This is a genomic window from Actinomyces israelii DSM 43320, from assembly GCF_000711965.1.
In the GTDB taxonomy this organism is placed as follows: domain Bacteria; phylum Actinomycetota; class Actinomycetes; order Actinomycetales; family Actinomycetaceae; genus Actinomyces; species Actinomyces israelii.
Map to the genome: position 1 here is coordinate 1 of NZ_JONS01000071.1, position 12,162 is coordinate 12,162.

Genomic DNA, 12,162 nt, shown 5'->3' on the forward strand with positions numbered 1-12,162 from the left:
CACGTAGCAGCCTGGATCCAAGGCCACTGGGGAATAGAGAACCGCCTCCACTGGGTCCGCGACGTCACCTTCGACGAGGACCGCCACCAACTGCCCACAACCACCACCGCCCGAGCCATGGCCACACTCAGGAACACCGCCATCAGCCTCATCCGCCTCACCAGCCCCGACCACCCCAGCCGACAACGCCGAAAAAGCAGCATCGCCTCCACCTGCCGCTACTGGGCAACCCACCCCCACCAAACCCTCCAACAACTCACACAACAACCCACCCCATAACAACGCCGACCCCCTGGCTCTTCGGAGCCGCGAGCATTGTCGTCAACGTTGCGATCGACGGTGTGCCGCAGCCTCTTGACGCCGTCTTCATGCTGGTCGCCCTGGTGCTGGTCGCCCTCATCCCGCTGCGGCCGGTGGTGGGGCTGGTGGCCTACCAGCTGTGCTGGGTCGTTCTGTTCCTGGTGCCGGGCTCCCACGCCACGGACATGCTCATCGCCAACGGCGCCTTCTTCCTGTTCCTGGGCCGCTTTCTGCCGGTGTGGCCGGCGGTGTCCTTCCTCCTGATGAACATCCTGGTTGATGTCGTGTCCGTGCTGGTGCCATCGCCGGGGGCGGATGGCGCCGTCCATGTCGGCGGCCTGCTCTCCAACCTGTTCATGGGCGTGCTGCTGCTGCCGGTGGGTGCCGTCCTGCGCGCGCTCGAGGCCGCCCGACGCAGGGAGGTCCGCCGGGCCGGCGAGCGGCTGGAGGAGATGCGCCTGGAGATCGCGCGGGAGATGCATGACCTCGTCGCCTACTCCATGTCGCAGACCGCCCTGCGGGCCCGCAGGGCGGCGACCGACGCCTCGTACTCGCCCGAGGCCCGCGAGGAGTTCGCCGCGGTGGTCTCCACGGCCTGCGACGCCCTCCACGAGCTGCGCCTGCTGCTGCGCGCCCTGCGCCAGACGGCCCCGCGCAGGAGGCGGAGGCGACGGCCGCGGCCGGCCTGGGCCACGTCGTCGTGGACCTCGATGCCGCCGTCCAGGCGGTGAGCGACGACGTCGCCGCCGCGGGATTCGACGTCGTCTTCCGCCGTGTCGGCCAGGACGCCCCCAGCCGGCTCCAGGCGACCACCCTGTCCCGTGCGGCCCGCGAGATGGGGGCCAACATCGTCCGCCACGCCGACCGCGCCCGTCCCGTCACCCTGACACTGACCCTCGGCCCCGACGTGATCCGCCTGGTGTCCACCAACGGCATCGCCGAGGACGCCCCCCGGCTCCCCCGCTCCGGCACCGGCATCGTGGGGATGCGCGAGCGCCTCGCAGCGATCGAGGGGACCCTGACCACCCTGGCCGAGGACGGCGCCTGGATGGTCGCCGCCACCATCCCGCTCGACCCGCCCCGCCCCACCCCGTTGGAGAGGATCCCATGATCAACGTCGGACTCGCCGACGACGACGCCCTCGTCCGCCGCACCCTCACTGACACTCTCACCACCACCGAGGACATACGCGTCGCCTGGGCCGCCCGGGACGGACAGGAGGTCCTCAGCCTGCTGGGCTCGGAGGACCCCGCCGTCGAGGTCCTCCTCCTCGACATCCAGATGCCCCGCCCCGACGGCATCGAGCTGGCGGAGACCCTCCACACCGAGCGCCCCGAGCTCGGCGTGCTGATCCTGACCACGTTCATCGCCGACACCGTCCTGGAACGCGCTCTGGCCGCCGGAGTAAGAGGATTCCTCGCCAAGGAGGACCCGATCACCACCCTGGCCGACACGATCCGCCACGTCGCCAGCGGCAACACGGTCCTGTCCCCCAGCTCATCAGCGATCATCGGCCGACGAGCGAGCCCTCCCACACCCAGAGCGCCAACCACCACCCCCACACCAGGAGCCCTGCCCCCGGGCGTCACGCTCTCCCCCCGCGAGCTGGAGGTGCTCGCACTCATGGCCGAGGCGCTGTCCAACAAGCAGATCGCCCGCCGCCTGGGAGTCAGCCAGGCCACCGTCAAGACACACGTGTCAGCCCTGATCGCCAAGCTCGGAGTCCAGGACCGCGTAGGCGCCGTCGTCCACGCCCTGCGCAACAGGCTCGTCTGACCAGCTCAACCCATCAGCCCACCCAGTCGCCCGATACACCCGCGCCCCGCAAGGAGAAACCTGGACACCGCCAGAAACAACAACCCGTAGAAAGGCACCGACATGCTCCACCCCACCTGCGACTACCTGTGGAACCCGTGGAAGTGGATCTTCGGCTGACTCCCAGCACGTCCCCAGTAGAACACCATGCCCGTCCCCGATAGCTCCATCCCGCCGCTGCACCGGGGCGCCGGGGCCCGCCGCCACCACCAGCTCCGGCTGCGAGACCGCACGGAGGTGGCGGCGGCCCTGGAGGGCCTGGCCGACCTGACCGGCCCCGGCCTGGCCGACCTGCGCGTCCTGGAGCTCGCCTGCGGCTCCGGCCGCCTCACCCTGCCTCTGGCCACAGCGGGCCACCGGGTGCTCGCCACCGACATCGACCCGCAGGCCCTGGAGCACCTCTCAGCCGGTCTCGCCCGCCACACCCGGGCCGCCGCACGTATCGAGCTGCGCACGGCCGATATGACCGCCTTCTCCTTCGAAGAGTCGTTCAAAGCCGTCTGCCTGTCCACGAGCTCGATCACCCAGCCGGCGCCCTCACAGCGCCGCCGCGTCCTCGAGCTCGCCGCCGGCCACCTGGCACCCGGCGGCGCCCTCATTATCTGCACCGAGTACCTGCTCAACGAGGCCCCCGCCACGGCGTCGTACTCCCCGGAGCACGGCATCCGGCTCCACGACGAGGCCGACCAGGACCGCCGCCACCTCACCCTGACCTGGGGCCAGGAGCGCTACGCCTCCGACCTCTTCGTGGTTCCGCCCTCATGGATCTCCCACGCCTGCAAGGACCTGGGACTGACCGTCACCTACCGCCACTCCCGCCCCGACCCGGCCCTGGCGGGCCGGGCCAACGCCGTCATCACCGCGCTCAAGCCCCAGTAAGCGCTCAAGGCTCGGTAAGCGGTCAGTCCCTGGCAGGCGCCCAGGCCCGGGCCTCGGGCAACGGAGACGCGCCAGCGCCCAGAGCCGGTGGGTTCGGGGGAATCCGCGCCTCAGACGGAGGCGCGCCGGCGCACCGAGTGCACCCACCAGGCGACACCCAGCGCCACCAGCCACAGCGGCGAGAGGGCCACGGCCAGCCGGGTGTCCCTTCCCTGCGTCAGCGTCCAGGTCACGAAGACGAAGAACACCAGGGCCCCCCACGCCGAGGTCCGCCCGCCGGGCATGCGGAAGGCGCCCGCCCTGTGCAGCTCGGGGCGCAGGGCGCGGAAGCGCAGGTAGGAGACGATAATGACGCACCACACCAGGATGAACAGCACGCTGGCCACCGTCGTGACCGCCACGAAGGCCCTCATGATCGAGGATGACATGTACAGCAGCGGGATCGAGGTCAGCAGCGCCGCGCAGGTGACGAGCAGCGCCGGGCCGGGCACGCTGCGCGCCGTCAGCCTGCGGAAGACCCGCGGGGCGTGCTCGGCCCACGAGAGCCCGAACAGCATCCTGGACGTGGAGTAGATGCCGGAGTTCGCGCTCGACGCCGCGGCCGTGAGCACCACGAAGTTGACCGCGCCCGCGGCCACCCCGAGCCCGGCCAGGGCGAACATGGACACGAACGGGCTCGACTCCGCCGGCACCTCCCACCACGGCGTGACGGCCATAATGGCCGCGAGCGCTCCCAGGTAGAAGATGACAATGCGCACCGGGATCGCGTTGACGGCCTTGGGCAGGGTGATCTCCGGGTCCTTGGCCTCCGCGGCGGCGGTACCCACCAGCTCGGTGCCCAGGAAGGAGAACACGGCGATCTGGAAGGCCCCGACGAACCCGTGGAACCCGTTGGGGAACAGGTCCCCGCCGTTCCACAGGTTCGCCAGGGAGGCCTGCGCGCCCTCCGGCGAGCGGAACCCGATCGCCACCATCACGACCCCGATCGCCATCAGGGCGAGAATGGCGACGATCTTAATGATGGAGAACCAGAACTCGATCTCGCCGAAGGCCTGCACGGTGGTGAGGTTCAGCCCCAGCAGCAGCGTCACCGTGGCCACCGGCGCCACCCACAGCGGCAGGCCGGGCAGCCAGAAGCTGATGTAGGCCGTGATGGCGATGACCTCGGCGATCGCCGTCACCAGCCAGCAGACGTAGTAGGTCCACCCGGTGAAGAACCCGGCCCAGGGGCCGATGAGGTCGTGGGCGACGTCCGCGAAGGACTTGTACTCCAGGTTGGACAGCAGGACCTCGCCCAGGGCCCGCATGACGAGGAAGAGGACCCCGCCGATAATCGCGTAGACGACGAGCACTCCGGGGCCGGCCTTCGAGATCGCCTGGCCGGAGCCCATGAAGAGCCCCGTGCCTATAGCGCCCCCGATCGCGATGAGCTGGATGTGCCTGTTGGTGAGCCGTCGTTGCAGCTGGTGGTCCTGAGCGATCTGCTCGGCCATAGGGATCTCCTCGGGATGGACGGACGCGGGCAGCCTACCCGCGTGCGATGGCGCCCGTGTTTCGTCGGTCCAGATGGCCTCCGATAGGCTCAGAGGTGATGATCACTCCTCGTCCCTTCGGACAGACCGCCCGCGACGCCGCCACCCGCCGGCTGTCCGCCGCCCTGGATCGCCTGCCCGCCGCCCTCGTCGTCGTCGTGGGCGCGTGGGTCCTCATCGCCTACTCCGTGGGCCAGTGGCGGTCCCTGACGGTGCCGAGCTGGGACCTGGCGATCTTCGCCGAGCTCGCCAAGGACTATGCCCACGGCCAGGCCCCGATCGTGTCGATCAAGGGCGACGGCTACAACCTCCTGGGCGACCACTTCCACCCGATCCTCGTGCTGCTCGGCCCCGTCTGGCGCCTGTTCCCCACGCCGCTGGCGCTGCTGGTGGTCCAGGACCTGCTCCTGGCTGTGTCGGCCTGGCCGCTCACCCGCCTGGCCACGCGCCTGACGAGACGGTCGGTCGCGACCGCGCTGGGCCTGTTCTACGTCCTGTCCTGGGGCATCCAGGGCGCAGTTCAGGCGCAGTTCCACGAGATCGCCTTCGCAGTGCCGGCCCTGGCGTGGGCCTCGGTCGCCTTCGTCGAGCGGCGCTGGCGGGCGTGCGCGCTGTGGCTGGCGCCGCTGGTGCTGGTCAAGGAGGACATGGGGCTGACCCTCGTCATGGCGGGCGGCGCCATGGCCCTGCGCGGCTGGCAGGACGCGCGCGCGGGCCGGCCCGACGACGACGGCGGGTGGGCGCGGTGGCTCCCCGGCCGGTCCGCGCAGCTTTCCGGCCGGTCCGCGAGGACCCGGGCCGGCATGCCGACCGCGGTGCGGGTGGGCGCGTACGTGGCCCTGTTCGGCCTACTGGCCTTCGTCCTAACGGTGTTCGTCATCGTGCCGCTGCTGAGCCCGACCGGCGCCTGGCAGTACGGGCTCAACGGCAACGCCGCCGACGGCATGCCGACCGTCCCGAACCACGGCAACCTGCTCGACCGGCTGTTCTCCCCGCAGGTCAAGGTCGCCACGCTGTTCATGCTGGTGTGCACCGCCGGCGGGATCGGCCTGGCCTCGCCGTGGATGACGCTGGTGCTGCCGACCCTGGGATGGCGCTTCCTGGCGGACAAGGAGACGTACTGGGAGTGGAGGTACTGGCACTACAACGCCGTGCTCATCCCCATCGCGCTGGGGGCGCTGCTCGACGTCGTCGCCCGGCTGCGCGAGCGCCGGGCCCGGCGAGCCGGCGAGCCGGCCGAGAAGCCGACGGAGGCCACTGGGGCCACCGAGCCGGCCGGCCCGACTGGCCCCGCCACTCACGCCGGCCCGACCGACCCCGCAGGCCCCACGGCTCCCGGCAACCTAGCCGGCTCCGCTGACCCCGCCGGCGCGGCCAACCCGGCCGGCCCCGCCGGCTGGCTGGCCGCGCCCGTGTGGGCCCGCTGGGTCGTCGCCGTCGGCGTGGTGATCCCACTGATCGCCGGCGTCAAGACCGCCTCCCACCTGCCCCTGTGGACCATGAAGGACCGCGCCGCCCAGTCCACCCGCTGGGACGCCGCCCAGCAGGTGATCGACACCATCCCCGAGGGGGCGAGCGTGGAGACGGACCTGACGCTGCTGGCCTACCTCGTGCCCAAGGCGGACGTGTCCTGGGTGGGCGCCTCCCACGAGGCCAAGGACTACGTCGTCATCGACTCCCGCTCCACGGCCTGGGGCGGCCGGATCCCGCGGGACGCCGCCCAGTGGGCCGCGCAGAACCGGCACGCCGCCTACCAGCTCGTGCTCGACGTCGACGGCTTCCAGGTGGCCAAGCGTGTCGGGTGATCCCCGGAGGCCGCAGGACCGGCCCGGCCGGGCCCTGGTCGCCGTCGGGCTGGGCGGGGCGGCCGGCACGCTGGCGCGCGCGGGCCTGGAGGCGACCTGGCCCCACGACGCCGCCCACCTGCCGGCGGCGACCCTGACCGTCAACCTCCTCGGCGCGCTCCTGCTGGGCGCCCTGACCGGGTTCCTGGCCGCCGCCGGCCCCGACGAGGGCGGCCGCAGGCTGGTGCGGCTCGCCGCCGGCACCGGCCTCATGGGCGGCCTGACCACGCACTCCACCTACATCCTGGAGGTCGCCGGCCTGTTCCGGCACGGACGCGCGGCCCTGGCGGCCGCCTACCTGCTGGGCTCGCTCGCGGCCGGAGTCGCGGCCGCGGCCGCCGGCCTGGTCCTGGGCGGGCGGCTGGGGCGGGGCCGCCGGGCCGGGCGGCCACCGCGACCGCCCCGACGGGAGGCCGCCTCATGACCGCGGCGGTCTGGGCGGGGCTCGCGGTCGGCGGCGGCCTGGGCGCGATCGCGCGCTTCACCGTGGACGGGCGCGTGAGTGCCGCCGTGGCCCGACGCCGGGCGGCGCGCACCGGCCCGCCGCGGCGCGACGCGCGATGGGCCGCCGTCGTCCCGCTGGGCACGATCGCCGTCAACCTGACGGCCTGCTTCCTGCTGGGCCTGCTGGCCGGGCTGACCGAGGGCGCGCCGTCGTTGCCGTCGCAGCTCTACACGGTGGCGGGCACGGGCTTCCTGGGCGGCTACTCGACCTTCTCGACGGCGAGCCTGGAGGGCGCCCGCCTGCTCCTGGACGGCCGCGGCGGCGGAGCCCTGGCGCACGCGCTGGCCCTGACGGCGGGCACGCTGGCGGCGGCCGCCGTCGGCCTGTGGCTCGGGTCGGCTCTGCGGCCGGTTCTGCCATGACGGGCATGACGGGTCCTTGTCCCCATCACACGCGCACGCCCGTCGTGGAAGAATCGCCCCGGAACCTTCCCATGCGTCCTTAATTCGAGCAGAGAGCCGGGCATGACTCCTTTTATGTGGTGCGCCGTCATCGGTTGCGGAATCCTGGCGCTGTCCCTGGTGCTCGACGGACTGTTCGACGGTCTCGGCCTCGACGACACCGGCTTCGACGGCGCCCTGCCGGTCATCGCGACGGCCCTGGGCGTCTTCGGGGCCGCGGGCGCCGGCGTGCAGGCCATGACCGGTCAGATGGCGGGCCGGCACATGGCGACGGCGGTGCTCATCGGCGTGCCCCTGGCGGCGGCGCTGGTCGCGGGCGCGGGCACGCGGGCCCTGTGGGTGCGGATGCGGCGATCCATGCCCCGCAACGCCGTCCCGCTGACGCCGGGCGAGCTGGTCGGCACGGAGGTGCGGATCATGTGGTGGAAGGACGGCCGCGGCGAGGTCATCGCCAGCTCGCGCGGCCACCAGCTCACCCTGGAGGCCCGCTCCGAGGAGCCCCTGCGCGCCGGGTCCACCGCCGTCGTCCTGGAGGCGGCCGACGACGTCCTGGTCGTCACCTCCCTGGCCCTCGACGCATGAGGCGCGCCAGTCCACCCAACACCCGTCCGCTACGTCACATACACAAGGAGACCATATGATGCTCTACGCGATCATCGCGCTAGTCGTCCTGGCTGTCCTGCTGGGACTCTACATGCTCTCAAGGGTCGTCGTCGTGCCCTCCAACCTGACCGGTCTGGTCGCCGGGTCCACCCGCAACGGCGAGATCAAGATCATCCGGCCCGGCGGACGCGACTTCGTCCTGCCGATCATTCAGTCGATCCAGTACCTGCCCTTCACCCAGAACACGATCGGCTTCCGGGTCACCGCCGAGGACGAGAACAAGATCAACGTCAACGTCTCGGCCGTGGCCGCCGTCAAGGTCGGCGACTCCGACGAGCAGGTGCGCGCCGCCGCCAAGCGCTTCCTCGGCAAGCCGAACACCGACCAGGCGATCGCCGACTCCGCCCGCAACGCGCTCATCGGCTCGCTGCGCTCGATCGTAGGCCACATGACGATCACCGACCTGATCTCGGACCGCGACGCCCTCCAGCAGAACGTCTTCGACGACGCCAAGTCCGTCATGGCCAACATGGGCCTGGAGATCGACGTCCTGCAGATCTCCGAGATCACCGACGAGGGCGGCTACATCGAGTCCCTGGGCGTGCCCGAGCAGCAGCGCGTGGAGAAGGACGCGCGCATCGCCCGCGCCAACGCCGAACGGGAGGCCAAGGACGCCGAGGTCACCTCGCGCCAGCAGATCGCCGAGCGCGAGCGCGACCTGTCGCTGCGCCAGGCCCAGCTCAAGGCCGAGACCGACAAGGCCCAGGCCGAGGCGGACTCCTCCGGCCCGCTGGCGCGCGCCGCCAAGGAGCGCGAGATCGCTATTATCGAGCAGGAGGCCGCCCAGGCCAAGGCCGCCCTGACCGAGCGCGAGCTCGACTCCACGGTGCGCAAGCCCGCCGACGCCGCCCGCTACCAGCGCGAGCAGGAGGCCGAGGCCGCCAAGGTCGAGTCCATCCGCAGGGCCGAGGCCGAGGCCGAGCGCACGCGCCTGGACGCCCAGGCCCAGGCCCAGGCGACCGTCGCCCGCGCGGAGGCCGAGGCCCGCGCCACCGCGGCCCGCGCCAAGGCCGAGGCCGAGGCGATCGCCGCCCGCGGTCGCGCCGAGGCCGACGCGGTGCAGGCCGCCGGTGAGGCCGAGGCGAAGGCCATGAGCGACAAGGCTGACGCCCTGGCCAAGTACGGGCAGGCCGCCACCCAGCAGATGGTACTGGACAAGGCCCCCGAGATCGCGCGCGCACTGGCCGAGCCGCTGGGGTCGGTCAAGGACCTGTCGATCATCTCCACCGACGGCGCCTCCGCCCTGCCTAGGGCGGTGGCCGGCAATGTCGAGCAGCTCGATGCCGTCATGCGCTCGCTGACCGGCTCGGGCCTGACCGACATGGTCAGCCGCTTCATGGACGACAGGGCCGACAAGGGCGACAGGGCCGACAGGGCTGACAGGGCCGACGGCGCCGTCAGGCGGTCGCACCGGGCCTGAGGCGCCCGGGCCTGCCCCGCGCCCGGGCCTGAGGCGCCCGGGCCTGCTTGTCGAGATAGACATTTTCGGATGAGGCAGACGGTGTCGCCGTCTGCCTCATCCGAAAATGTCTATCTCGACGCGGAGAGAGGCGGGACGGCAAGCCGGCGGAACGGGCGATCGGTGCGGCGGCGCACGACGTCTGACAGACTGCCGTCCATGTCGATCAAGCCCCCCGCCGACCCGTCCACCAGCCTCGGCCTCACCCCGAAGCAGTCGGGCCAGCGCGCGATCATCGTCCTGCTCCTCGTCATCGCGCTCCTCCTGGCCGTGGTCGCGGGCCTCCTGCTGACCCGCCGGCTGGCGCCGGCCGCGACCACGGCGTCGGCGAGCCCTACCCGGGCCCGGGAGCAGGCGAGCTCGGCCGCACCTCAGCAGGCGGGGCAGGCGCCGTCGGCGCAGGAGACCTCCGCCCCCTCGCTGACCGATCCGCAGGCGCTGGAGGTCGTTCACGGCGAGGTCGCGCGCAAGGCCGACGACCCCCGCGCCAAGGGCAAGACGGATGCGCCGGTGGTCATGGTCATCTACTCCGACTTCGCCTGCCCCTACTGCACGATGTTCGCCCAGGAGGTGGAGCCAGCCCTGGCCGACCTGGTCGAGGACGGCACCCTGCGCATCGAGTGGCGCGACCTCGCCCAGATCACCGAGACCTCCCCGCTGGCCGCCCAGGCCGGGATCGCCGCCGGCGAGCAGGGCAGGTTCTGGGAGTTCCACGACGCCGTCTACGCCGCCGCGGACCCCCAGGGCCACCCGGAGTACACCGAGGACTCCCTCGTGGACCTCGCCAAGCAGGCGGGCGTGCCCGACCTCGATCGCTTCCGCACCGACATGAACGACGCCGCCACCGCCAAGGCGGTCACCGACGCGAAGCAGCACGCCTACGACATCGGCATCCAGGGCACGCCCTTCATGATCGTCAACGACGCGGTCGTCAGCGGGTACCGCCCGGCCGACTACATGCGGGCCACGATCGCCGAGCAGGCGGCCAGGGCCTCCTGACCCGTCCGCCCCGCCCGCTCCTTCCACCCTCGCTTTCCCGCCCGCCCCTTCTCGCCGCCCCTCTTTTCGCCGAGATCGGTCGTATTCCGGCTCGAGATCGGTTCACTTCCGCACCGAGATCGGTCGGCGGCTCGGGGCGCGGCTTCGACGTCGTGCGCACAGGTCGCCGTCGGGGATAGAGACTCGGCATCCGCCTCTGGGATAATTGATCGGTCTCATCACCTTGCCGGCGAGGATGTCGGCAGCACCCCAAGGAGCAACGATGGCACTGAGTATCGGCGTGGACGTAGGCGGCACCAAGATCGCGGCGGGGGTGGTCGATGAGGACGGCGCGGTCCTGGCCACCGTGCGCCGGGACTCCCCCGCCACCAGCCGCGAGGCCATCTTCGAGACCATTGCCGCGGTCGCGGGCGAGCTCGCCGCCCAGTACGACGCCCCCACCATCGGCGTCGGCGCAGCCGGCTTCACCTCCTCGGACCGCAACACCATGGTCCACGGCACAAACCTCGACTGGACCGGCGCGCGCATCGCCGACGAGGTCGGCAGACGCACCGGCAAGCGCGTCGTCGTCGAGAATGACGCCAACGCCGCGGGCTGGGCCGAGGCCCGCTTCGGCGCCGGGGCAGGCAAGGCCAACGTCCTGGTCGTCACCCTGGGCACCGGCGTGGGCGGCGCCATCATTATCAACGGCCGGCTGGTGCGCGGCGCCGCCGGCTTCGCGGCCGAGATCGGCCACATCAACGTCGTGCCCGACGGGCGCCCCTGCGGCTGCGGCCTGCGCGGCTGCCTGGAGCGCTACGGCTCGGGCACCGCCCTGGGTGTCAACGGCTGGGAGCTGGCCAAGTTCCGCCCCGACTACGCGGCGCGCATTATCGAGCTGTCCGGCGGCGACCCGAACAGGATCTCCGGCAAGGCGGTCACCGCCGCCGCCCGCGAGGGCGACCCCGCGGCCCTGGAGTGCTACGCCCGCCTGGGCGGCGCTCTGGGCTCGGGCCTGGCCGACCTGTGCGCCGTGCTGGACCCCGAGATTATGATCCTCACCGGCGGCCTGACCGAGGCCGGGGACATCCTGCTCACGCCCGTGCGCGAGGGCCTCGATGCGCACCTGACGGCGCGCGCCCACCGCCCCGCCATTCCGGTAGTCATCTCCGGCTCCGGCCAGAAGGCGGGCCTCATCGGCGCCGCGGACCTCGCCCGGCAGGACTGACGACGGCGGTGCCCGCCGGCGCTGCACAGCTGATCCCCTGGGTGGCCGGACCTCGTCGACGAGCGAGCGCAGCGCATCCCCGGTCTCCCGGCACGCCCGGGGCAGCGACCGGCGCGGTCATCCCAACCCGCCCCGCCGTACCGGTCTCCCGGCACGCCTGGGGTGGCCCCGCGTGCCCGCAGCATCCGTGCGCCTGAGGCGGGCGGGGCAGACGGACGCCCGACTGCACGGCCGGGCGCCGGGTCAAGGGATGTCAACCGTTCGTTCGCGACTCGCTCCGGTCAGAACCGCGGAATCATGCGGAAAACAGGTTTCAGTGAACGGCGATGCATCCCTCCCATGTGCGCAGACCCCCCTGTGCGCACATGGGAGCCGGTCAGCCGGCCCTGGCGCACCCCCAGAAACCGCGGAGTCTCAAGGAAAAGTGGCTCCCGCCCCGCACGGTCCCTTTCCTCCCATGTGCAACTCGCGCGAGAGGGGCCCGCCCTCGCGCAAGACACGCACCCACAGCCGCGAACCAGGGCCGCGAGCCTGCTGACCGGGCACCGAACATCGAAC

General features: G+C 72.1%; 12 protein-coding genes and 1 pseudogene. 12 read left to right on the forward strand and 1 reads right to left on the reverse strand.

The features are described from left to right. The 5 genes and pseudogenes from O145_RS18755 to O145_RS14550 all read left to right on the forward strand — a co-directional run. A pseudogene (locus O145_RS18755) lies at window positions 1-279 on the forward strand (hypothetical protein); the annotation flags it as partial. Window positions 280-341: 62 nt separating this feature from the next. Continuing rightward, complete coding sequence (locus O145_RS18485) at window positions 342-1,031, forward strand: histidine kinase (protein ID WP_156966814.1); 690 nt, start codon at window positions 342-344, stop codon at window positions 1,029-1,031. Further along, window positions 1,028-1,411: a sensor histidine kinase gene (locus tag O145_RS18490; protein ID WP_156966815.1), complete on the forward strand. Its 384-nt coding sequence runs from the start codon at window positions 1,028-1,030 to the stop codon at window positions 1,409-1,411. The genes O145_RS18485 and O145_RS18490 overlap by 4 nt, the downstream gene beginning before the upstream one ends. After that, the gene (locus tag O145_RS14545) at window positions 1,408-2,076 is read left to right on the forward strand and encodes a response regulator transcription factor (protein WP_043564266.1); all 669 of its coding nucleotides are present in this window, start codon (window positions 1,408-1,410) and stop codon (window positions 2,074-2,076) included. Before O145_RS18490 ends, O145_RS14545 begins: the two co-directional genes overlap by 4 nt. Window positions 2,077-2,262: 186 nt before the next feature. After that, window positions 2,263-2,994 (forward strand): class I SAM-dependent methyltransferase, encoded by a 732-nt coding sequence (locus tag O145_RS14550; protein ID WP_043564268.1) that lies wholly within the window; start codon window positions 2,263-2,265, stop codon window positions 2,992-2,994. Between the two features lie 110 nt (window positions 2,995-3,104). Here the strand turns inward: O145_RS14550 and O145_RS14555 are convergent, their stop codons facing one another. After that, window positions 3,105-4,487 (reverse strand): amino acid permease, encoded by a 1,383-nt coding sequence (locus O145_RS14555; protein ID WP_043564270.1) that lies wholly within the window; start codon window positions 4,485-4,487, stop codon window positions 3,105-3,107. A 98-nt stretch (window positions 4,488-4,585) separates the two neighbouring features. Here O145_RS14555 and O145_RS14560 point away from each other — a divergent pair, with 98 nt between their 5' ends. The 7 genes from O145_RS14560 (at window position 4,586) to O145_RS14590 (ending at window position 11,604) form a co-directional block, all read left to right on the forward strand. Then, window positions 4,586-6,331, forward strand: coding sequence for a DUF2079 domain-containing protein (locus tag O145_RS14560; protein WP_052375236.1), 1,746 nt, complete (start codon window positions 4,586-4,588; stop codon window positions 6,329-6,331). Beyond that, window positions 6,321-6,794, forward strand: coding sequence for a FluC/FEX family fluoride channel (locus O145_RS14565; protein WP_229118609.1), 474 nt, complete (start codon window positions 6,321-6,323; stop codon window positions 6,792-6,794). Before O145_RS14560 ends, O145_RS14565 begins: the two co-directional genes overlap by 11 nt. Further along, complete coding sequence (locus O145_RS14570) at window positions 6,791-7,237, forward strand: fluoride efflux transporter FluC (protein WP_043564272.1); 447 nt, start codon at window positions 6,791-6,793, stop codon at window positions 7,235-7,237. The genes O145_RS14565 and O145_RS14570 overlap by 4 nt, the downstream gene beginning before the upstream one ends. A gap of 102 nt (window positions 7,238-7,339) precedes the next feature. Then, window positions 7,340-7,858, forward strand: a complete 519-nt coding sequence (locus O145_RS14575; RefSeq protein WP_043564274.1) for a nodulation protein NfeD — start codon at window positions 7,340-7,342, stop codon at window positions 7,856-7,858. 55 nt (window positions 7,859-7,913) lie between these two features. Next, window positions 7,914-9,359, forward strand: a complete 1,446-nt coding sequence (locus O145_RS14580; protein ID WP_229118610.1) for a flotillin family protein — start codon at window positions 7,914-7,916, stop codon at window positions 9,357-9,359. Window positions 9,360-9,557: 198 nt separating this feature from the next. Next, the gene (locus tag O145_RS14585) at window positions 9,558-10,397 is read left to right on the forward strand and encodes a DsbA family protein (RefSeq protein WP_043564275.1); all 840 of its coding nucleotides are present in this window, start codon (window positions 9,558-9,560) and stop codon (window positions 10,395-10,397) included. Window positions 10,398-10,659: 262 nt separating this feature from the next. Further along, window positions 10,660-11,604, forward strand: a complete 945-nt coding sequence (locus O145_RS14590; RefSeq protein WP_043564277.1) for an ROK family glucokinase — start codon at window positions 10,660-10,662, stop codon at window positions 11,602-11,604. Window positions 11,605-12,162: the final 558 nt, after the last annotated feature.

Coding starts and splice junctions, on each gene's coding strand:
- O145_RS14545 (WP_043564266.1), top strand. CDS start 1,408: ATGATCAACGTCGGACTCGCCGACGACGACGCCCTCGTCCGCCGCACC.
- O145_RS14550 (WP_043564268.1), top strand. CDS start 2,263: ATGCCCGTCCCCGATAGCTCCATCCCGCCGCTGCACCGGGGCGCCGGG.
- O145_RS14555 (WP_043564270.1), bottom strand. CDS start 4,487: ATGGCCGAGCAGATCGCTCAGGACCACCAGCTGCAACGACGGCTCACC.
- O145_RS14560 (WP_052375236.1), top strand. CDS start 4,586: ATGATCACTCCTCGTCCCTTCGGACAGACCGCCCGCGACGCCGCCACC.
- O145_RS14570 (WP_043564272.1), top strand. CDS start 6,791: ATGACCGCGGCGGTCTGGGCGGGGCTCGCGGTCGGCGGCGGCCTGGGC.
- O145_RS14575 (WP_043564274.1), top strand. CDS start 7,340: ATGACTCCTTTTATGTGGTGCGCCGTCATCGGTTGCGGAATCCTGGCG.
- O145_RS14580 (WP_229118610.1), top strand. CDS start 7,914: ATGATGCTCTACGCGATCATCGCGCTAGTCGTCCTGGCTGTCCTGCTG.
- O145_RS14585 (WP_043564275.1), top strand. CDS start 9,558: ATGTCGATCAAGCCCCCCGCCGACCCGTCCACCAGCCTCGGCCTCACC.
- O145_RS14590 (WP_043564277.1), top strand. CDS start 10,660: ATGGCACTGAGTATCGGCGTGGACGTAGGCGGCACCAAGATCGCGGCG.